This is a genomic window from Kitasatospora sp. NA04385 (assembly GCF_013364235.1).
Classification (GTDB): Bacteria; Actinomycetota; Actinomycetes; order Streptomycetales; family Streptomycetaceae; genus Kitasatospora.
This window is the reverse complement of sequence record NZ_CP054919.1, coordinates 2521026-2541227: the sequence shown is the minus strand read 5'-3', so window position 1 is coordinate 2541227 and position 20202 is coordinate 2521026. Positions and strand designations below refer to the sequence as shown.

General features: G+C 73.1%; 15 protein-coding genes. 6 read left to right on the top strand and 9 right to left on the bottom strand.

The features are described 5' to 3' along the window. The first annotated feature begins 5 nt into the window (after positions 1 to 5). Both HUT16_RS11075 and HUT16_RS11070 read left to right on the top strand, forming a co-directional pair. A complete protein-coding gene (locus HUT16_RS11075; RefSeq protein ID WP_254897755.1) occupies positions 6 to 635 on the top strand; it encodes a ComEA family DNA-binding protein in 630 nt (209 codons plus the stop codon). Between the two features lie 596 nt (positions 636 to 1231). Beyond that, entirely contained in the window at positions 1232 to 3952 is a 2721-nt protein-coding gene (locus tag HUT16_RS11070) for a ComEC/Rec2 family competence protein (protein WP_176187845.1), read from the top strand. Positions 3953 to 4103: 151 nt separating this feature from the next. Here HUT16_RS11070 and HUT16_RS11065 read toward each other — a convergent pair whose 3' ends face one another. Beyond that, a complete protein-coding gene (locus HUT16_RS11065) occupies positions 4104 to 4367 on the bottom strand; it encodes a hypothetical protein (RefSeq protein ID WP_176187844.1) in 264 nt (87 codons plus the stop codon). A gap of 160 nt (positions 4368 to 4527) precedes the next feature. Here HUT16_RS11065 and holA point away from each other — a divergent pair, with 160 nt between their 5' ends. Further along, a complete protein-coding gene (holA, locus tag HUT16_RS11060; RefSeq protein ID WP_176187843.1) occupies positions 4528 to 5523 on the top strand; it encodes a DNA polymerase III subunit delta in 996 nt (331 codons plus the stop codon). Positions 5524 to 5611: 88 nt separating this feature from the next. Here holA and HUT16_RS11055 read toward each other — a convergent pair whose 3' ends face one another. The 3 genes from HUT16_RS11055 to HUT16_RS11045 all read right to left on the bottom strand — a co-directional run bounded on the left by HUT16_RS11055 (position 5612) and on the right by HUT16_RS11045 (position 7703). After that, positions 5612 to 6244: a hypothetical protein gene (locus HUT16_RS11055; protein ID WP_176187841.1), complete on the bottom strand. Its 633-nt coding sequence runs from the start codon at positions 6242 to 6244 to the stop codon at positions 5612 to 5614. A gap of 722 nt (positions 6245 to 6966) precedes the next feature. Then, the gene (gene rpsT / locus HUT16_RS11050) at positions 6967 to 7230 is read right to left on the bottom strand and encodes a 30S ribosomal protein S20 (protein WP_030906414.1); all 264 of its coding nucleotides are present in this window, start codon (positions 7228 to 7230) and stop codon (positions 6967 to 6969) included. A 167-nt stretch (positions 7231 to 7397) separates the two neighbouring features. Further along, positions 7398 to 7703, bottom strand: coding sequence for an antibiotic biosynthesis monooxygenase (locus HUT16_RS11045; protein WP_176187839.1), 306 nt, complete (start codon positions 7701 to 7703; stop codon positions 7398 to 7400). A 103-nt stretch (positions 7704 to 7806) separates the two neighbouring features. Here HUT16_RS11045 and lepA point away from each other — a divergent pair, with 103 nt between their 5' ends. Then, positions 7807 to 9675 (top strand): translation elongation factor 4, encoded by a 1869-nt coding sequence (gene lepA, locus HUT16_RS11040; RefSeq protein ID WP_176187837.1) that lies wholly within the window; start codon positions 7807 to 7809, stop codon positions 9673 to 9675. Between the two features lie 69 nt (positions 9676 to 9744). Here lepA and HUT16_RS11035 read toward each other — a convergent pair whose 3' ends face one another. The 4 genes from HUT16_RS11035 to HUT16_RS11020 all read right to left on the bottom strand — a co-directional run bounded on the left by HUT16_RS11035 (position 9745) and on the right by HUT16_RS11020 (position 15817). After that, the gene (locus tag HUT16_RS11035; RefSeq protein ID WP_176187835.1) at positions 9745 to 10845 is read right to left on the bottom strand and encodes an NAD(P)/FAD-dependent oxidoreductase; all 1101 of its coding nucleotides are present in this window, start codon (positions 10843 to 10845) and stop codon (positions 9745 to 9747) included. An 81-nt stretch (positions 10846 to 10926) separates the two neighbouring features. Continuing rightward, positions 10927 to 11838, bottom strand: coding sequence for an RNA polymerase sigma factor SigJ (sigJ, locus tag HUT16_RS11030; RefSeq protein WP_176187833.1), 912 nt, complete (start codon positions 11836 to 11838; stop codon positions 10927 to 10929). 173 nt (positions 11839 to 12011) lie between these two features. Next, positions 12012 to 13910 carry an ABC transporter ATP-binding protein gene (locus HUT16_RS11025; RefSeq protein ID WP_176192611.1) on the bottom strand — a complete coding sequence of 633 codons (1899 nt, stop codon included), beginning with the start codon at positions 13908 to 13910 and terminating at the stop codon, positions 12012 to 12014. Between the two features lie 173 nt (positions 13911 to 14083). Continuing rightward, the gene (locus tag HUT16_RS11020; protein WP_176187831.1) at positions 14084 to 15817 is read right to left on the bottom strand and encodes an ABC transporter ATP-binding protein; all 1734 of its coding nucleotides are present in this window, start codon (positions 15815 to 15817) and stop codon (positions 14084 to 14086) included. Positions 15818 to 16067: 250 nt separating this feature from the next. Between HUT16_RS11020 and HUT16_RS11015 the strand changes: the two genes are divergently transcribed. Together HUT16_RS11015 and hemW are read left to right on the top strand one after the other, a co-directional pair. Beyond that, positions 16068 to 17969 (top strand): long-chain fatty acid--CoA ligase, encoded by a 1902-nt coding sequence (locus HUT16_RS11015; RefSeq protein WP_176187829.1) that lies wholly within the window; start codon positions 16068 to 16070, stop codon positions 17967 to 17969. A gap of 69 nt (positions 17970 to 18038) precedes the next feature. Beyond that, positions 18039 to 19268 carry a radical SAM family heme chaperone HemW gene (gene hemW / locus HUT16_RS11010; RefSeq protein ID WP_176187827.1) on the top strand — a complete coding sequence of 410 codons (1230 nt, stop codon included), beginning with the start codon at positions 18039 to 18041 and terminating at the stop codon, positions 19266 to 19268. A 14-nt stretch (positions 19269 to 19282) separates the two neighbouring features. On the opposite strand, the gene HUT16_RS11005 is transcribed toward hemW, so the two are convergent. Continuing rightward, positions 19283 to 20128, bottom strand: a complete 846-nt coding sequence (locus HUT16_RS11005; protein WP_176187825.1) for a DUF3097 domain-containing protein — start codon at positions 20126 to 20128, stop codon at positions 19283 to 19285. Positions 20129 to 20202 lie beyond the last annotated feature (74 nt).

Genomic DNA, 20202 nt, shown 5'->3' with positions numbered 1-20202 from the left:
CCACCGTGCCGAAATTGCCCCTGCGGTTCCGCCTCCCAACCGCCTTCGCCCTCGACCGCCGGGCCGTGCTCGGCCTGACCGTCCTGCTCGTCCTCGCCACGGGCTACGCCGTCCAGCACTTCTGGCTCGGCCGGCCGCACCCCGTTCCCGTTCCGTCCATCGCCATGGCCGAAGCCCTCCCCGACCGGACCACGGAAGGAGCACCGGCACCCCAACCGACCGATCCGCCCCTCGTCATCGACATCGCCGGGAAAGTCCCCCACCCCGGCCTGCGAACCCTCCCCGCGGGTTCACGGGTCGCGGATGCCCTGGCCGCCGCAGGCGGACCGCTTCCCGGTGCCGACACCAGCCTCCTCAACCTCGCCCGCCCACTCACCGACGGAGAACAGATCCTCGTGGACACCGGCCCCCTCCCCGCCGCAGCGGTCCCGGCCGGGCCCACGGGCCCCGTGAGCCTCAACCACGCCGGTGCCGACCAACTCGACTCCCTCCCCGGCGTGGGGCCCGCCCTGGCCCAGCACATCCTCCAGTACCGCCTCACCCACGGCCCCTTCCAATCCGTCGACCAACTCCGCCAAGTCCCGGGTATCGGCCCGCGGAAGTACGAGGACCTCAAGCCGCTCCTGACTCTCTGACCCCTTGGCCCCTTGACCCCCCTGACCCGCTCGCCAGGCCGACCGGTCGCCTGGCCCACTGCTCCGCCCCGCTCTCCCAAGCCCAGAGAGGAGGCCCCAGCCCGCCCGCCGAACCGTCATCGAGTCGCCGCACCACGTGCCCGAGGCCGAAGACCGTGACTGCCGTCCGGGCGCACAGAACCGGCCTGCTGTGGTCGCCGCCCTGCCAAGCGAGGCCCGTGCACCTCCACTGCGGAGAAGGCGCCCCCGCCGCCCGCATCCGCGCTCTGTCCGGGCCCGCCGTCGAGGCGAGGCCGCCACGACAACACCGTTCCACCATCCGGAGATCGCCCCTGGAACCAGTTCCCGCCACTCGACCCGACCCGATACGACCAGCGCCTCGCTCCAGGCACAACCGCCGTGCGGGACAGGGCATTCGAGCTCCCCGCCGCCTCGTAACGCCGCCGCCCGTGCGATGCGGATTCGGCCCTGTCGACAACGCGCCCCCGGCCCCGGGCGCCCAACCAGCACCGCAGCGAAGGAGGTTGAACCCAGGAGTAAACGCCACCGCCTTACCGACCGTCCCGCCGCCACCCATGCCGAGAGGAGACAGCCTGATGCCGGCCACAACTGCCGCAGTTCACCACCGGACCGACTACCGACTGCTCCTCCCGGCCGGAACGGCCTGGGCGGTCAGCGCCGCCGTCCTCGGTCTGGATCCGGACCGACATCCGGCGCTGCTGCTGGCCGCGCTGGTGGCCGCAGCGGCCTCCCTCGCTCTGCTCGCCGCCAAAGGACCCCGCCGTTCGATCCACCGCCTCGCCGCAGCCGTCCTGCTGACCGCCGCCGCAGCGGCCACCACCACCGTCCTGCACACCGCCGACCTGCACCGGGGCCCACTGCCCGCGCTGGCCCACCCATCCGTACCACCCGCCGTCGCACCGCCCACTGCCGCACCGCCCACCGCCTTACCGCCCGCCGGGGCAGGGCAGCGGGCCGATGGCGACGAGCGGAGCGGGGCGGGAGAACCCGAAGCGGAGAGACCCGCCAACCCTGAGATCACCGTCGAACTGACCGTCACCGGCGATCCGAAACAGCACCGTTCGCACACCCGGGGCAGTTCGCTGTCCCGGCCGACCCTCACCATTCCCGCACTCGTCACCCGGGTTCGTGCCGCCCCCGTCTCCCGTGGCGGCCCCGCTCCGCCGTCCACCGCCACCCGCACACCCGTCACCCTGCTGATCCGTTCCCAGGAGGACTACCCGTGGCAGCGGCTGACCCCCTCCACCGGACTGGAACTACGAGCCGAGGTGCTGCCGGAGCGGGCGCCGACCGCAGGCGGGTCGGGAGCGCCCCGCACCGATACCGCGGCGCTGCTCGTCCCGCAGGGGCCGCCACGCGTCATCGCGCCGCCGAACCTCCCGCAGCGTCTCGCGGCCCACCTCCGCAAAGGGCTCCGCGACGCCTGCGACCATCTCTCGCCGGACATCCGGGGGCTGCTCCCCGGGCTGGTGGTGGGGGACGTGTCCCGGCTGCCCGACGACCTGTCGGACGCGTTCCGGGCCACCGACCTCGGCCACCTGGTCGCGGTGAGCGGCGCCAACCTGGCGATCGTCCTGGCCGTTCTGGTCGGCGGCACACCGAGCGACCCCGACGCACCCGTCCGGGGCGGCCTGGCCGGGCTGCTGGGTCTCTCGTTCCGCACCACGGCGCTGTTCGGGACGGCGCTGACGCTGGCGTTCGTCACCGTCTGCCGACCCGACCCGAGCGTGCTCAGAGCCGCCGCCACCGGGCTGATCGGACTGCTGGCCCTAGCCACCGGCCGGCCCCGGAGAGGAGTCCCGGCCCTGTCCGGCGCGGTACTGATCCTGATCCTGGTGGACCCGCACCTGGCCCGTTCCTACGGGTTCCTGCTCTCCGCGCTGGCCACTGCCGGGCTGCTGGTGCTCGGCCCGAGATGGACGGCGGCGCTCCGGGCACGCCGCTGGCCGCACCACCTGGCGGCGGCGGTCGGGGCCACCGCAGCGGCCCAGGCGTTCTGCTCGCCGGTCACCGTCCTGCTCGCACCCCGGGTCAGCCTGGTCGGGGTGCCGTGCAACCTCCTGGCCGAGATCGCGGTCGCCCCCGCCACCCTGCTGGGGTTCGCCGCGCTCGCGATCGCGCCGCTCTGGAAGGGAGCGGCGGAGTTCCTGACGGACCTCGCGGCGCTGCCGGTCGGCTGGCTGGTCGCCGTCGCACGGCACGGAGCGGAGCTTCCGGGGGCCGAACTCGCCTGGCCCGCAGGGATGTTCGGTGCGGTCCTGCTGGCCGTGGTGATCGTCTCACTGGCCTGGGCGGTACCACCGCTACTGGCCGGCCACCGCTCCCGCAGCCGGAAGACGAGAGCCCTGGTCGTGCTCGCGGTCGCTCTGCTACTGCCGGTACTGCTGCTGCGCCCGGCCTCCGTCGTCCGGCTGGCAACCGGTTGGCCCGCACCGGGGTGGCGGTTGGCGATGTGCGACATCGGGCAGGGCGACATGACCGTCCTGCCCGTCGAACCGGGGGCCGCCGTGGTGGTGGACGTCGGGCCGGACCCCAAGGCGGCCGACGCCTGCTTGCGCGGCCTCGGAGTGACCAGGATTCCCGTGCTGATCCTCACCCACTTCCACGCCGACCACGTGGAAGGCACCCCCGGGGTGCTGCGGGGCAGGTCGGTCGGAGCGATCGAGGTGACAGGTGCGGGCGAATCGGACGGCGAACGGTCCCGGGTGCTCCGCTGGGCGGCTGCCGGAGGCATCCCGGTGGAGCGCGCGCAGCGCGGCGAGCGGCGCACCGCCGGAGCGGAACTCTCCTGGGAGGTCCTGTGGCCGAGCGTGCCCCCGGCTCCCGAGGCCGAGGGGCCGAACAACTCCAGCATCGCGATCCTCGCCGTACTCGGTCCGCCCGCCGCCCCACTGCGAGTCGCCCTGCTCGGAGACCTGGAACCCCCGGCCCAGGCCGCCGTGCTGGCACTCGGCGCACCACCCCGCCCCCCGCCTCCGGCCCCGGCTTCGGCTTCGGCTCAGCGGGCGGAGAGCGGGCCCGGGCCGCCGAGGGTGGGGAGGGTGGACGTCCTCAAGGTGGCGCACCACGGGTCGGCGAACCAGGACTGGACGTTGATGGCGGCGCTCCGCCCGAGACTGGCCCTGATCTCCTGCGGGACGGACAACCCGTACGGGCACCCGGCGCCCCAGACCGTGACCGGGTTGGAGGCGCTCGGTGCAACGGTGGTCCGGACCGACCGCTCCGGGGACATCGCCGTCCTCGGCGACTCGCGGAGCCTGGCGGTGGCGACGCGTTCGCATCCGGTCCACGGATGACCGCCGCATCGGGTGACGACCGGGGCGGTCGCCGCGGTGGCCTCCGGGATGAAAACGCCCGCCCGAGCGGGTGGGGGCACCTCGTTCGGGCGGGGCCATCGATAGGGAGGAAAGGGAGGAAAGAGTGTGGTCGACAGTGGGTGGGAGAGCGTCAGCCCTGTTCTCGCCAGCCGTCCTGTTCGGCGACCAGCTGGTCGAGCTGGGTCAGTAGCCGGGTGGTCCAGCCCTCGTCCTCGGGGGCCTCGACCACTACCAGCCACTGGGCGTCCTCGGCGTCGTCCTCACCGGCGAGGGAGTCCCGGACCACCTCGACGTCGCCCAGTTCGGGCCAGCGCACGCTCAATTCCTCAGCGACCTCCTCCGCCGCATCGCGGTCGGGGAGGACGAGCAACTGACGGTCATTGTTCTCGATCACGCCAACATTCTCCTCAGCCCTGAGGCGGGTACGGCATTGGCCCCGCCTCCCAGCGGGGAGGGCGGACGGAGCACGGACGGAGCACGGACGGGTGCGGACGGAAGGAGGGAAGGGCCGTGGTGCGGTGGGCTGTCCGCGCGGCGTGCGATCCTGGTGGGCGATGGCCAGGAAGAGTGCACCCGATGACCTGCTCGCCCCGCTGACCGTTGCGGTCGGCCAGGAGGAGCTGTTGCTCGACCGCGCGGTGGCCGCGGTGGTGGCCGCGGCTCGGGCGGCCGACCCGGAGACGGACGTCCGGGATCTCGCGCCGGGCGCCCTGCAGCCGGGGCAGTTGGCGGAGCTCACCACGCCCTCGCTCTTCGCGGAGCGGAAGGTCATCGTGGTCAGGGCCGCACAGGACCTCTCGGCCGACTCGGTCAAGGAGGTCAAGGCGTACCTGGAGTCGCCGGCCGAAGAAGTGATCATGGTGCTGGTGCACGCGGGCGGCGCCAAGGGCAAGGGGTTGCTGGACGCGGCGAAGAAGACGGGCGCCCGGGAGGTCGCCTGCGCGAAGCTCACCAAGGCGAGCGAGAAACTGGCCTTCATCCGCAACGAGTTCCGCACCCTGGGGCGGGCCGCCAGCCCCGAGGCCTGCCAGGCGCTGCTGGACTCCCTGGGCAGTGATCTGCGTGAACTGTCCGCCGCGTGCAGCCAGTTGACCGCGGACGTCGAAGGACCGATCGACGAGACGGCGGTCGCCAAGTACTACAGCGGCCGCGCCGAGGCGACGGGCTTCGAGGTGGCCGACCTCGCGGTGACCGGGCGGGCCGCCGAGGCGCTGGAACGGCTGCGCTGGGCCCTGGCCGTCGGCCAGCCGCCGACCGGCATCACCTACGCGCTCGCCTCCGGCGTCCGCAGCATCGGCCGGCTCGCCTCTGCGGGCCGCAACCTGCGGCCCGGTGACCTGGCGCGCGAGCTCGGCATGCCGCCCTGGAAGGTCGACCGGGTGCGCCAGCAGATGCGCGGCTGGACCGGCGACGGCGTGGCCGCCGCGCTGACCGCCGTCGCGGAGGCCGACGCCGCCGTGAAGGGCGGCTCCGACGACCCGGCGTACGCGCTCGAACGCGCCGTCGTCGCCGTGGCCCGGGCCTCCCGGGCGGGCTCCCGCCCCTACTAGGGTCCTGCGCAGCCCGGACTCCGACCCCGACCCCGAACCCCGGCCATGGGCCCCGGCCCGGAGCAGGGACGGTCAAGGCCCGGGACGGTCAGGCAGGGGAGCCGCCGAGGCCGCGCAGCAGGTCGCGGGTGTCGGAGACGAGGGCGCTGCGGATCCGGTCGAGGTCGGGGGCGGTGGCCCGGCCGTCCTGGTAGGAGCCGGACCAGCCCGCGTAGCAGGTCATGCCGCCCTGCCGGACGTACAGGACCTGGGTGAGGTGGTGCCGGGCGGGGTCGTTGCGGTCCGGGTCGTCGAGGTAGCCGAGGTAGGCCTCGTCGCCGAGTTCGGACACCGGGCTGATCAGGTAGCTGCGCTGGGCCAGGCCCTCGCGCTGGGCGCCGAACTCCGGGCGCGGGTCGACCTGGTGGTGCAGTTGCACCTGGAGGTAGAGCGAGTAGTGCTCGGAGTCGTTGTCGGCCTTCGTGCGGTACTGGCTGCAGTACATCTCGTCCAGCACCCGGTGGCGCGTCGTGTAGTGGTACGGGCTGCCGGACGGGGCGGGGTACAGCCGGTCGAGGGCGGGCAGGGCGGCGGTGGCGCACAGGTCGTCGGAGACCCGGTAGCCGGCGGGGGAGGGGGCGGCCGGCTCGCCGAGGATGCCGCGCACCAGCGGCGGCATGGTCAGTACGGCGACCGACCACACCGCGGAGGCCAGCACCGCGCCGCCGACGCCCCACCACACTCCGCGTCTGCGTTCCCGGCGCCGCCCCCGCCCGCCGGTACCGCGCCCTCCGGCTCGGCCGCCCCCGCCCGTCGCGGTGCCCGTTCCGCCGCCGTGCCGCCCGCGAGGCACCGCCGGGGACCCGTGGCCGGGCCCGCCGACCGGCCCGTTGCCGACAGCCGAGGCCGCAGCCGCAGCCGCCCCGACGGCAGGGCCGTGCCCCGGGGGCGGCGGCGGAGGAGGTGGAGTCGACATCGTTCCCCTGCGTAGTCGATCGGGCACGGAAGGTGCCACGCACCCTACCCCCGCCGTCCGGCCGGAGCCGATTCCGAGCGGGTACGCAGGTTGACGCCCGTCACCCGTTCAAACGACCCGATCGGCCGCAGGCGAGCGGTCGAGTCGAGCGGTCCAGCGGGGAGGCGGGGGAGGCGGTAGGAGGCGGGAAGCGGTGAACGAGCACCGGGCCGGAAACGCCGACTGCCCGCCCGGAGGCCCGGGCGGGCAGTCGGGGCGAGGGCCCGGAGTCGGGCGCTCTCGCCGTGGAGCTGGGGTACCGCACCCGCGTGGCGAACGCAGGCCGCGTGCGGTACGGGGTCGTGCGGCTCCTCGGGACTCCGGGTAGAGGGCCGGGGCGCCGGGAGCGGTGGTCGGTGGGGGCGGGTAGAGGGCCGCTGGTCACATCGACCGGGGTGGTGCCCGGTGGGGCACCGGGGTACGGGCGGGCCGTACCGGGAAGAACTCGATCAGGCGGCGGCGTTGACGCGCTTGGTGATCGCCGACTTCTTGTTGGCGGCCTGGTTCTTGTGGATGACGCCCTTGCTCACGGCCTTGTCGAGGGCCTTGGAGGCGGCGCGGGCCAGCACGGTGGCCTTCTCGGTCTCACCGGCGGCAGCGGCCTCGCGGGCCTTGCGCAGGGCGGTCTTCAGCGAGGACTTGACGGCCTTGTTGCGCAGGCGCGCCTTCTCGTTGGTCTTGTTGCGCTTGATCTGGGACTTGATGTTCGCCACGAATGAGCCTCAGTCTGTGTGAATCGTTTGCTACGACGGGTCGCACCCCGGGTGCCGCTCGGGCCTGCTGAGAGGGCATGCCGAGGGCGGAGTGCAGCGGCCCACGCTACCAGGGCCGTCCCGGTCGGCCCAAACCGGACCGGCGGGGCCGCACGGCTGACGGCGGGTCAGGCGGTGAGCAGCGGCTCGCCGTAGTGCTCGACGGTCGGGAACGGGTCGTAGAAGTGGTGCAGCAGTTCGCGCCAGCGCCCGTACTCGGCGGAGCGGCGGAAGCCCTCGGTGTGGTCCTCCAGGGTGTCCCAGCCCACCTGCAGCAGGAAGCGCGAGGTGCTGCCCGCGTCCAGGCAGCGGCGCAGTTCCAGCGAGCGGAAGCCGGGCTGGGCGGCGATCAGCGGGCGGGCCTCGGCGAAGGCGGCGAGGAAGGCCTCCTCCCGGCCGGGGCGGACGTCGAGCAGCGCGCTTTCCAAGATCATGGAGGGATCGTCCCGCACCCCCGCTCGGGCGGGAAGGACCGAGGGCCGTTCGGCATGGGAGGATGGACGGAACCATATTGATCGGATCAGAAATCGGACCAAGGTGCCCGCGACCCCCAGCAACGTGCCAGAGCCCAGCCGTACTGACCCGGCGGTGATCCGCAACTTCTGCATCATCGCCCACATCGACCACGGCAAGTCGACGCTCGCCGACCGGATGCTGCAGATCACCGGCGTGGTGGACCCCCGGCAGATGCGCGCCCAGTACCTCGACCGGATGGACATCGAGCGCGAGCGCGGCATCACCATCAAGTCCCAGGCCGTCCGCCTCCCGTGGGCGCCCAGGTCCGGTGAGAACGCGGGCACGACGCACATCCTCAACATGATCGACACCCCCGGCCACGTGGACTTCACGTACGAGGTGTCCCGCTCCCTCGCGGCCTGCGAGGGGACCATCCTGGTGGTCGACGCCGCCCAGGGCATCGAGGCGCAGACCCTCGCCAACCTGTACCTGGCGCTGGAGAACGACCTCACGATCATCCCGGTGCTCAACAAGATCGACCTGCCGGCCGCCCAGCCGGAGAAGTACGCCGCCGAGATCGCGCACATCATCGGCTGCGACCCGGCCGACGTGCTGAAGGTCTCCGCCAAGACCGGCCTCGGCGTCGAGGACCTGCTCGACCACGTGGTCGAGAAGATCCCGGCCCCGGTCGGCGTCAAGAACGCCCCGGCCCGCGCGATGATCTTCGACTCGGTGTACGACGCCTACCGCGGCGTGGTCACCTACGTGCGAGTGGTGGACGGCCAGCTCACCAAGCGCGAGCGGATCGCCATGATGTCCACCGGCGCGACCCACGAGCTGCTGGAGATCGGCGTCATCTCGCCGGAACCCAAGGTCGCCGACGGCCTCGGCGTCGGCGAGGTGGGCTACATCATCACCGGTGTGAAGGACGTCCGGCAGTCCAAGGTCGGCGACACCATCACCTCGCAGAACAAGGGCGCCACCGAGGCCCTCGGCGGCTACAAGGACCCGCGCCCGATGGTGTTCTCCGGCCTCTACCCGCTGGACGGCTCGGACTACCCGCTGCTGCGCGACGCGCTGGACAAGCTGCGGCTGAACGACGCCGCACTGGTCTACGAGCCGGAGACCTCGGTCGCGCTCGGCTTCGGCTACCGCTGCGGCTTCCTCGGCCTGCTGCACCTGGAGATCATCCGGGAGCGCCTGGAGCGCGAGTTCAACCTCGACCTGATCTCCACCGCCCCGAACGTGATCTACCGGGTGATCATGGAGGACGGCACCGAGCACACCGTCACCAACCCGAGCGAGTTCCCCACCGGCAAGATCGCCGAGGTGTTCGAGCCGGTGGTGCGCGGCACCATCCTCGCCCCGAACGAGTTCGTCGGCGCGATCATGGAGCTCTGCCAGTCCCGCCGCGGCACCCTCCAGGGCATGGACTACCTCTCCGAGGACCGGGTGGAGCTGCGCTACACCCTGCCGCTCGCCGAGATCGTCTTCGACTTCTTCGACCAGCTGAAGTCCAAGACCCGCGGCTACGCCTCGCTCGACTACGAGCCCATCGGCGAGCAGTCCGCCAACCTGGTCAAGGTCGACATCCTGCTGCACGGCGACGCGGTGGACGCGTTCTCCGCGATCGTGCACAAGGACAAGGCCTACAACTACGGCGTGATGATGGCCGGCAAGCTGCAGAAGCTGATCCCGCGCCAGCAGTTCGAGGTGCCGATCCAGGCCGCGATCGGCTCCCGGGTGATCGCCCGCGAGACGGTCCGGGCGATCCGCAAGGACGTCCTCGCCAAGTGCTACGGCGGTGACATCTCGCGCAAGCGCAAGCTGCTGGAGAAGCAGAAGGAAGGCAAGAAGCGGATGAAGATGGTCGGCCGGGTGGAGGTCCCGCAGGAGGCCTTCATCGCCGCGCTGTCGACGGACGCGGAGGCCCCGAAGGAGAAGAAGTAGCTTCTCCGGACGGGCTGCTACGGCGGGCTGGCACCCCCTTCCACCGGGGGGTGCCGGCCCGCCGCCGTTTCAGCGCAGCGACAGCGGCAGGCCCTTGACGATGCCCGCCTTGACCAGCCGCCCGGCCACGCCGGTCAGCACCCGGGGCCGCATCGAGTCGTCGCCGTGGATCAGCTGCACCAGCGCCTCGCCGCGCCCCAGGCTCAGGCACTGGGTGACGTAGCGGTAGGAGAACGGCTCGTCGGTGCGGCCGGTGAGCAGCTTGGCCAGGTAGCGGCCCTGCGGCATCGCGGTGGCGCAGGCCATCCGCAGCTCGCCGATGCCGGGCACCTCGACGGCGGCGGCGTCCCCGACCACGTGCACCTCGGGGTGCGAGCGCGAGCGCAGGTGCTCGTCCACCAGGGCCCGGCCGCGCGCGTTGACGGCCAGGCCGGAGGCGGCGGCCAGCGGGTGCGGCTCCATCGAGGCGGCCCACACCACCACCTGGGCGGGCAGCTCCGCGCCCGCGCGGCCCGGCCCGTCCGCGTCCGCGCCTTCGCAGACCAGCCCGTCCGCGGTGACGACGGTGACCCGGTGGTGCTCGTGGACCCGCACCCCGAGGCGGCCGAGCACGGCCAGGACGTGCGCCCGGCCGCGTTCCGACAGCCAGCCGCCGACCTGCCCGGCCGCGACCAGCCGGACCTGCCGGTCGGGGTACGCCTCGGCCAGTTCGGCGGCCAGCTCGATGCCGGTGGCCCCGCCGCCGACCACGGCGAGCGTCGCGGGCGCCGGGTCCGCGGTGAGCCGGCCGCGCAGTTCCTCGGCGCGCTCCGCCGAGTAGGCGTGCTCGGCGGCGCCCGGCACGTCGCCCCAGGCGGTGCGGCTGCCGCGCGCGTACACCAGGGTGTCGTACCCGACCCGGCCGCCGTCCTCGGTGCGCACCTCGCGGGCGGCCAGGTCGAGCGCGACGGCCCGGGTGGCCAGGTGGACGACCCGGCGCCCGCGCAGCACGCGGGCGATCTCGGGGCGGGCGACCCGGCGGCCGGCGGCGATCTCGTGCTGCCGGACGCGGTGCCCGAAGCGCTGCTCGGGGGCGATCAGGGTGACCCGGTCCGGCCCGCGGCCGATCCCGGCGGCGGCGGACAGCCCCGCGTAGCCCGCGCCGATCACCACGATGTGCTTGCCGGTCATCTCGTCCTCCTCGGTGACCCCGCCGGTGGCGGTTCTGGAAGGGGGACGGGACGGCCCGCCGGAGTGTGACCGTGATCCGGGTCACAACCCTTGGAGGTGGCCGAGCTTCTCCGGGTTCACCATCACGTACGCGGCGGTGATCAGGCCGTCCTCGACGGTGAACGCCATCACGCCGCCGACCTCGCCGGGCGCCGAGTACCAGACCGCGCCCGGCTCGCCGTTGACCGAGGCCGGCACCAGCGGGCGTTCGGCGTCGATCCAGCGGCCGGAGAGCTTGTGCAGCAGCCGGGCGACGCGCAGCGCGCCGAACACCGGCCGGCGCACCGCGTTGACGATGCCGCCGCCGTCGGCGTGCCAGGCCACCTCGGGGTCGAGCAGCGCCAGCAGCGCGGCCAGGTCGCCGCCGGTGGCCGCGGCGGTGAACGCCGTCACCACCCGGTGGTGCTCGGCCGGGTCGACCGGGCCGCGCCGGCCGCCGTCCCGGATCCGGCGGCGGGCCCGTGAGGCGAGCTGCCGGGTGGCCTCGGGGGAGCGCTCCAGGGCCGGGGCGATCTCGTCGAAGCCGACCGCGAAGACGTCGTGCAGCACGAACGCCGCCCGCTCGGCCGGGGTCAGCTGCTCCATCACCGCCAGCATCGCCACCGACACCTGCTCGCCCAGTTCGGCCAGTTCGGCGGGCTCGGCGGGGCCGCCGGTGGTCAGCACCGGCTCCGGCAGCCACTCGCCGACGTACGCCTCCCGCCGGGCCCGGGCCGAGCCCAGCTGGTCGTAGCAGAGCCGGGTGACCACCGTGGTCAGGTACGCGCGCGGGTCGGCCACGTCCGAGCGGTCGGCGGACTGCCAGCGCAGCCAGGCGTCCTGCAGCACGTCCTCGGCGTCGGCGATCGAGCCCAGCAGGCGGTAGGCGACCGCGCCCAGGTAGCGGCGCTCGGCCTGGAAGACCTCGGCGGCAGCGGCGGCGGACGCGGTGGCGGCGGCGTTCTGATCGGGCACCCGGCCACCGTAGCGCGGCCAACGGCGCCCGGAGCGGGCGGCACTGACCTGCCGTCAGGAGCGTGGAAAAGCGACGGGAGGCCGGAGGCGGGGCCGGGCCGGGGAGCACGAACGCGCCGGGGGAGGCCCGCTGGTGCGGACCTCCCCCGGCGCGTCGGGCGGCGGGGCGGCCGTCAGTCGACCTCGGCCACGGCCTGGGCGAACTGGGCCTGGTAGAGGCGGGCGTAGGCGCCGTCGGCGGCGATCAGCTCGTCGTGGGTGCCCTGTTCGGCGATCGAGCCGTTCTCCATCACCAGGATGACGTCGGCGTCCCGGATGGTGGAGAGGCGGTGGGCGATGACGAAGCTGGTGCGTCCGGTGCGCAGTTCGGCCATGGCGCGCTGGATCAGCACCTCGGTGCGGGTGTCGACGGAGCTGGTGGCCTCGTCGAGGACCAGGATGGAGGGCTGGGCGAGGAAGGCCCGGGCGATGGTGATCAGCTGCTTCTCGCCGGCGCTGACGCCGGTGCCCTCGTCGTCCAGGACGGTGTCGTAGCCCTCGGGCAGGGTCCGCACGAAGCGGTCGACGTGGGCGGCCTTCGCGGCGGCGACGACCTGCTCGCGGGTGGCGGACCCGGCGCCGTAGGCGATGTTCTCGGCGATGGTGCCGCCGAACAGCCAGGTGTCCTGGAGGACCATGCCGATGCCGGAGCGCAGGTCCTCGCGGGACATCGCGGCGATGTCCACGCCGTCCAGGGTGATCCGGCCGCCGCTGACCTCGTAGAAGCGCATCAGCAGGTTGACCATGGTGGTCTTGCCCGCGCCGGTGGGGCCGACGATGGCCACCGTGTGGCCGGGTTCGACCTTCAGCGACAGGCCGTCGATCAGCGGCTTGCCGGGCTCGTAGCGGAAGGAGACCTCCTCGAACGCGACCCGGCCGCGGAGCTCGGCGGGGCGCTCGGGGTGCTGGGGCTCGGGGGACTGCTCCTCGGCGTCCAGCAGTTCGAAGACCCGCTCGGCGGAGGCCACGCCGGACTGCACCAGGTTGGCCATCGAGGCGACCTGACTGAGCGGCTGGCTGAACTGCCGGGAGTACTGGATGAACGCCTGCACGTCGCCGATCGACAGCGCGCCGCTGGCCACCCGCAGGCCGCCGACCACCGCGACCAGCACGTAGTTGATGTTGCCCACCAGCATCATCGCGGGCTGGATGACGCCCGAGATGAACTGCGCCTTGAAGGACGCCTCGTAGAGCGCCTGGTTCTCCTGCTCGAAGAGCTCGGCGGCCTCCTTCTGGCGGCCGAAGACCTTCACCAGGCTGTGCCCGGTGAACATCTCCTCGATGTGCGCGTTCAGCTTGCCGGTCGAGCCCCACTGCTTGACGAACTGCGGCTGGGCGCGCTTGCCGACCTTGGTGGCGACCACCACCGAGACCGGTACCGAGACCAGCGCGATCACGGCCAGCAGCGGGGAGATCCAGAACATCATCGCCAGCACGCCGACGATGGTGAGCAGCGAGTTCACCACCTGGCCCATGGTCTGCTGCATGGACTGGTTGATGTTGTCGATGTCGTTGGTGACCCGGCTGAGCACCTCGCCGCGCGGCTGCCGGTCGAAGTAGCTGAGCGGCAGCCGGGACAGCTTCGCCTCGACCTCCTCGCGCAGCCGGAACACCGTCCGGTTGATCGCCAGCGCGGCCAGCCGGCCCTGCACCACGCCGAACAGGACCGCGGCCAGGTAGATGCCGAGCACCCAGAGCAGGATGCTGCCGATGGCGCCGAAGTCCATGCCGTGGCCGGGCGTGAAGTCGATGGTGGAGAGCAGGTCGGCGGCGTTGTCACCGCCCCGGGCACGGGCGCCCTCGACGGCGGCCGCCTTGCTGGGCGCACCTTCGGTCTGCATGCCCGTCCAGCCGGCCACGATCAGGTCGGTGGCCTTGCCGAGCACCCGGGGGCCGAGCACCTGGCAGCCCACGCCGAGCACGCCGAAGCCCAGCACGGTGAACAGCAGCGTGCGCTCGGGACCGAGCAGGGCGAACAGGCGTTTGGCGGAGCCGCCGAAGTCCTTGGACTTCTCGGTGCCCTGCGCGCCCATGAACCGGCCCGGGCCGCCTCCACCGCGCCGGGCGGCGGCTTCCTGCGAGCCGGACGGCGCGGGCGTCCCGGAGCCTCCGGGCGCCTCGGCGGCCCCGTCGGCTCCGGCCTTGGACAGGTCGGGCTTGCCGGGGGCCCCGTCCGTCGGCGGGTTCTCGGGGGTCTCGGGGCTGGTCACGCCGCCTCCTGCTCGGTGAGCTGGGAGAGCACGATCTCCCGGTACGTCGGGTTGTCGGCCATCAGCTCCCGGTGGGTGCCGGTGCCGACGACGGCGCCCTCGTCGAGGACGACGATCCGGTCGGCGTCGCGGATAGTGGAGACCCGCTGGGCGACGATCACCACGGTGGCGTCCCCGGTCTCCCGGGAGAGCGCGGCGCGCAGCCGGGCGTCGGTGGCGTAGTCGAGGGCCGAGAAGGAGTCGTCGAACAGGTAGATCTCCGGCCGGCGGACCAGCGCCCGGGCGATCGCCAGGCGCTGGCGCTGGCCGCCGGAGACGTTGGTGCCGCCCTGGGCGATCGGGGCGTCCAGGCCCTCCGGGAACCGCTCCACGAAGTCCTTGGCCTGGGCGGTCTCCAGGGCCTGCCAGAGCTCCTCGTCGGTGGCCTCGGGCTTGCCGTAGCGCAGGTTGGAGGCGACGGTGCCGGAGAACAGGTACGGCTTCTGCGGGACGAGGCCGATGATCTCGGACAGCTTCTGCGGGTCGAGCTCGCGCACGTCCACGCCGTCGATCAGCACCTCGCCGGCGGTGGCGTCGAACAGCCGGGGGACGAGCCCGAGCAGGGTGGTCTTGCCGGAGCCGGTGGAGCCGATGACGGCGGTGGTCTCGCCGGGCCGGGCGGCCAGGTCGATGCCGCGCAGCACCGGGGCCTCGGCGCCGGGGTAGCGGAAGTCGACGCCGCGCAGCTCCAGGGTGCCGCGGCCGCGCAGCTCGGTGACCGGGTGCAGCGGGGGCACGACGCTGGACTCGGTGTCCAGCACCTCCTGGATGCGCTCGGCGCAGACCTCGGCGCGCGGCACCATCATGAACATGAAGGTGGCCATCATGACGCTCATCAGGATCTGCATCAGGTAGGAGAGGAACGCGGTGAGCGCGCCGATCTGCATGTCGCCGCTGTCGATGCGGTGCGCGCCGAACCAGAACACGGCGACGCTGGAGACGTTCACCACGCCCATCACGATCGGGAACATCAGCGCCATCAGCCGGCCGACCCGCAGCGCGTAGTCGGCGAGTTCGCCGTTGGCGCCGGTGAAGCGGGCCTTCTCGTGGTCGTCCTTGACGAAGGCCCGGATGACCCGGATGCCGGTGATCTGCTCGCGCATGATCCGGTTGACCGAGTCGATCCTGGTCTGCATGCCGCGGAACTGCGGACGCATCCTGGCGACCAGCACGGTGACCACCGCGCCCAGCGCGGGCACCACGGCCAGCAGCAGGCCGGACAGCGCCACGTCCTGGTTCAGCGCCATGACGACGCCGCCGACGCACATGATCGGCGCGGCGACCATCAGCGTGAAGGTCATCAGCGCCAGCATCTGGACCTGCTGGACGTCGTTGGTGGTGCGGGTGATCAGCGAGGGCGCGCCGAACTGGTTGAGCTCGCGGGCGGAGAAGTCCTGCACCCGGGAGAACACCGCGCCGCGGATGTCCCGGCCGATGGCCATGGCGGTGCGGGCGCCGTAGTGGACCGCGCCGATCGAGCAGGCGGCCTGGGCCAGCGACACGCCGACCATCACGCCGCCGACCCGCAGGATGTAGCCGGTGTCGCCCTTGAGCACGCCGCTGTCGATGATGTCGGCGTTGAGCGTCGGCAGGTAGAGCATGCCGATGGTGGACACCAGCTGCAGCAGCACCAGCAGGGTGATGTCCCGGGAGTAGGGGCGCAGATGGGCCCGTAGGAGTCTGAAAAGCACCGTGACACTCTCGTCTGCGAGGGGGATGAGCGCATCCCAAATTCTGGTACCTGTGGGAAAGCTTCACGTCCGGGTGGGTGCTGCACTGCCGGCCCGGGGGCGTGCCGCCTCGCGTCACCCCCTTACGGATCGGCTTCCCACCCCCTAGGCTGCTGGTGCCCTCTTGTTACTCACCGGTTAAGTCGGTGTCCGGCCGCCCCCGTGTCCGGCGTCCGCCCGCGCTCGGTCCACCCGTCCCCGGAGGTCCTCGTTGAGTTCAGCGCAGTCCGTGATCGAGCGGCGTCCGCCCTCCGTGGCGCACCTGTTGCTCAGCAGGGTAAGCGCCACCCCGAACGGTGAGGCCTACCGGTACCCGGTTCCGGTGGACGAGCAGGCCGCCGACAGCGCGCCGGGCGCCGAGCAGTGGCGCTCGCTGACCTGGGCGCAGGCGTTCCGGCGGATCTCCGCGGTGGCGGCCGGCCTGATGGCGCTGGGCGTGCGGGCCGAGGACCGGGTCGCGATCGCCTCGGCCACCCGGATCGAGTGGATCCTCGCCGACCTGGGCAACATGTGCGCCGGCGCGGCGACCACCACCGTCTACCCGAGCACCAACGCCGACGAGACCGCGTTCATCCTGGCGAACTCCGGCAGCCGCGCGCTGTTCGCCGAGAACGAGGGCCAGCTGCGCAAGGCCGCCGAGCAGAAGGACGCGCTGCCCGCGCTGGAGTGGGTCGTCCTGTTCGACGTCCCGGAGAAGGGCGTCCCGGAGGTCGAGGGACTGACCGTGCTCAGCCTGGCCGAGCTGGAGGAGCGCGGCGCCGCGCACCTGGCCGAGCACCCCGGCGCGGTCGAGGCGGCGATCGGCTCGCTCGACAAGGAGCAGCTCGCCACCCTGATCTACACCTCCGGCACCACCGGCCGCCCCAAGGGCGTGCGCCTGGTGCACGACTGTTGGGCGTACGAGGGCGTGGCGCAGGAGGAGAGCGGGCTGCTGCGCGCGGACGACGTGCAGTTCATGTGGCTGCCGCTGTCGCACGTGTTCGGCAAGACGCTGATCTCCGGCCAGATCGCCACCGGCCACGTGATGGCGGTGGACGGCCGGGTGGACCGGATCATCCACAACCTGCCGGTGATCCGCCCGACCCTGATGGCCTCCGCGCCGCGGATCTTCGAGAAGGTCTACAACGGCATCGCGGGCAAGGCCCGGGCCGAGGGCGGCGCCAAGTACAAGATCTTCATGTGGGCGGCGAAGACCGCCCGCGCGTACGCGCAGACCGTCCAGGCCGCGCAGATCGCCACCGGTCGGGAGAGCGCCCCGCTGGGCCTGCGGCTGCGGCACTCGCTGGCCGACAAGCTGGTGTACACCAAGATCCGGGCCGCGTTCGGCGGCCGGCTGCGCGGCGCGGTGTCGGGCAGCGCGGCGCTGGCCCCGGAGATCGGCTACTTCTTCAAGGGCGCGGGCGTCCCGGTGCTGGAGGGCTACGGCCTGACCGAGACCTCGGCCGGCTCCACGGTCAACCGGGCCGAGGACTTCCGGGTCGGCACCGTCGGCCCGCCGCTGCCCGGCACCGAGGTGCGGATCGGCGAGGACGGCGAGATCCTGCTGCGCGGCCCCGGCGTCATGCGCGGCTACCACGAGATGCCCGAGCAGACCGCCGAGGTGCTGGAGCCGGACGGCTGGTTCCACACCGGGGACATCGGCGAGCTCACCGAGGGCGGCTACCTGCGGATCACCGACCGCAAGAAGGACATGTTCAAGACCTCCGGCGGCAAGTACGTCGCCCCCAGCGAGGTGGAGGGCAAGTTCAAGGCGATCTGCCCGTTCGTCAGCAACGTCCTGGTGATCGGCAACGGCCGCAACTACTGCACCGCGCTGATCGGCCTGGACGAGACGGTGATCATGCCGTGGGCCGCCGAGCACGGCCTGGCCGGCAAGTCGTACGCCGAGGTGGTCGCCGACCGGGCCACCGTCGAGCTGATCGACGGCTTCGTGCAGCGCCTCAACGGCGACCTCCAGCGCTGGCAGACGATCAAGAAGTTCGCGCTGCTCCCGCGCGACCTGGACATCGAGCACGGCGAGCTGACCCCGAGCCTGAAGATCAAGCGCCCGGTGGTCGAGCGGACGTACGCCGACGAGGTCAGCGCGATGTACGCGGGCACCAACGAGGCCTGAGCCCCGCCCGTCCGGTACGGCCGGCGGACCCTTTTCGGGTTTCGCCGGCCGCTACCGGACAATGGGCGCATGCCCTCCGCACTCCCCGACGGCGAACCCGTGCCGTCCGACGGCTCGCTGCCCGCCCGCGCCCTGCACGGACTCGGCGGGCGGCCGTTCGGCTTCTACCTGCACGTGCCGTACTGCGCCAGCCGCTGCGGCTACTGCGACTTCAACACCTACACCGCCACCGAGCTGCGCTCCTCCGGCGCCGTCGCCTCGCAGGAGACGTACGCGGACAACGTGATCGCCGAGATCCGGCTGGCCCGCCGGGTCCTCGGCGACACCGACCTGCCGGTCGAGACGGTCTTCCTCGGCGGCGGCACCCCCACCCTGCTGCCCGCCCGCGACCTGGTGCGGATGCTGGCCGCGCTGCGCGAGGAGTTCGGGCTCGCCCCCGGCGCGGAGGTCACCACCGAGGCCAACCCGGAGTCCGTCGACCCGGCGTACCTGGCCGAACTGCGCGCGGGCGGCTACAACCGGATCTCCTTCGGCATGCAGAGCGCCCGCCCGCACGTGCTCGCCCTGCTCGACCGCCACCACACCCCCGGCCGCCCCGAGGCCTGCGTCGCCGAGGCCCGCGCCGCCGGCTTCGAGCACGTCAACCTGGACCTGATCTACGGCACCCCCGGCGAGAGCGACCGGGACTGGCAGACCTCGCTGGACGCCGCGATCGGCGCCGGCCCCGACCACGTCTCCGCCTACTCGCTGATCGTCGAGGACGGCACCCGGCTGGCCGCCCGGGTCAAGCGCGGCGAACTGCCGATGATCGACGACGACGTGCACGCCGACCGCTACCTGATGGCCGAGACGGCGCTCGCCGCCGCGGGCTACCACTGGTACGAGGTCTCCAACTGGGCCACCACCCCCGAGGGCCGCTGCCGCCACAACGAGCTGTACTGGACCGGCGCCGACTGGTGGGGCGCCGGCCCCGGCGCGCACAGCCACGTCGGCGGCGTCCGCTGGTGGAACGCCAAGCACCCCGCCGCGTACGCGCAGGCCCTCGCCGAGGGCCGCACCCCCGCGCTCGGCCGCGAGGTGCTGGCCGACGAGGACCGCCGGGTCGAGCGCATCCTGCTGGAACTGCGGCTGGCCGAGGGCTGCCCGCTGGACCTGCTCACCGCCGACGGCCGCGCCGCCGCCGACCGGGCCCTCGCCGACGGCCTGCTGGAGCCCGTGCCGTACGCGGCGGGCCGGGCGGCGCTCACCCTGCGCGGGCGGCTGCTGGCGGACGGGGTGGTCCGCGACCTGGTCGACTGACCCGGTCCGGGGGCTCAGGCCCCGGCACCGCCCGGCAGTGTGACGAAGTCGATCAACTCCTCGACCCGGCCCAGCAGTTCCGGCTCCAGGTCCTTCCAGCCGTCGACCGCGGCGAGGATCCGCTTCCAGGCGGCGGGGGTGTCCACCGGCCAGCCCAGCCGGCGGCACACCCCCTCCTTCCAGACCTCGCCGCGCGGCACCGCGGGCCAGGCGGGGATGCCCAGGGCGGCCGGTTTGACGGCCTGCCAGACGTCCACGTACGGGTGGCCGACGACCAGCACGTGGTCGCCGGTCACCCGCTCGGCGATCCGGTGCTCCTTGGTGCCGGGCAGCAGGTGGTCGACCAGCACGCCCAGCCGGCGGCCGGGGCCGGGGGCGAAGGAGTCGACGATGGCGGGCAGGTCGTCCACGCCCTCCAGGTACTCCACCACCACGCCCTCGATCCGCAGGTCGTCGCCCCAGACCCGTTCGACCAGCTCGGCGTCGTGCCGGCCCTCCACGTAGATCCGCGACTCCCGGGCCACCCGGGCCCGCGCGCCCGGCACCGCGACCGAACCGGACGCGGTGCGCCCCGGGCCGCGCGGCGGGGCCGGGGCGGCCGCGGCGGGCCGCACCAGCGTCACCACCCGCCCCTCCAGCAGGAACCCGCGCGGCACCAGCGGGAACACCCGGTGCTTGCCGAAGCGGTCCTCCAGCGTGACGGTGAACCCCTCGGCCGTCCGCTCGCAGCGCACCACCGCCCCGCAGAACCCGGTGGCCGCCTCCTCCACCACCAGGTCCCGCTCCGCCGCCACCTTCGGGGCCGGCTGCTGCCGCTTCCACGGCGGGGTCAGATCCGGTCCGTACTCCCTGCTCCGCATGGTCGGCAGTCTACGGACCCCGCCGCCGGGCCGACGGCGCGTCAGGCCGCGGCCGGGGCGGGTGTGCGAGGGTA

Bases quoted from the DNA above. Each gene is read 5' to 3' on its own strand.
- HUT16_RS11025 (WP_176192611.1), bottom strand. From the start codon at position 13,910: ATGGGCGCGCAGGGCACCGAGAAGTCCAAGGACTTCGGCGGCTCCGCC.
- HUT16_RS11035 (WP_176187835.1), bottom strand. From the start codon at position 10,845: ATGACCGGCAAGCACATCGTGGTGATCGGCGCGGGCTACGCGGGGCTG.
- HUT16_RS11070 (WP_176187845.1), top strand. From the start codon at position 1,232: ATGCCGGCCACAACTGCCGCAGTTCACCACCGGACCGACTACCGACTG.
- holA (WP_176187843.1), top strand. From the start codon at position 4,528: ATGGCCAGGAAGAGTGCACCCGATGACCTGCTCGCCCCGCTGACCGTT.
- HUT16_RS11005 (WP_176187825.1), bottom strand. From the start codon at position 20,128: ATGCGGAGCAGGGAGTACGGACCGGATCTGACCCCGCCGTGGAAGCGG.
- hemW (WP_176187827.1), top strand. From the start codon at position 18,039: ATGCCCTCCGCACTCCCCGACGGCGAACCCGTGCCGTCCGACGGCTCG.
- HUT16_RS11045 (WP_176187839.1), bottom strand. From the start codon at position 7,703: ATGATCTTGGAAAGCGCGCTGCTCGACGTCCGCCCCGGCCGGGAGGAG.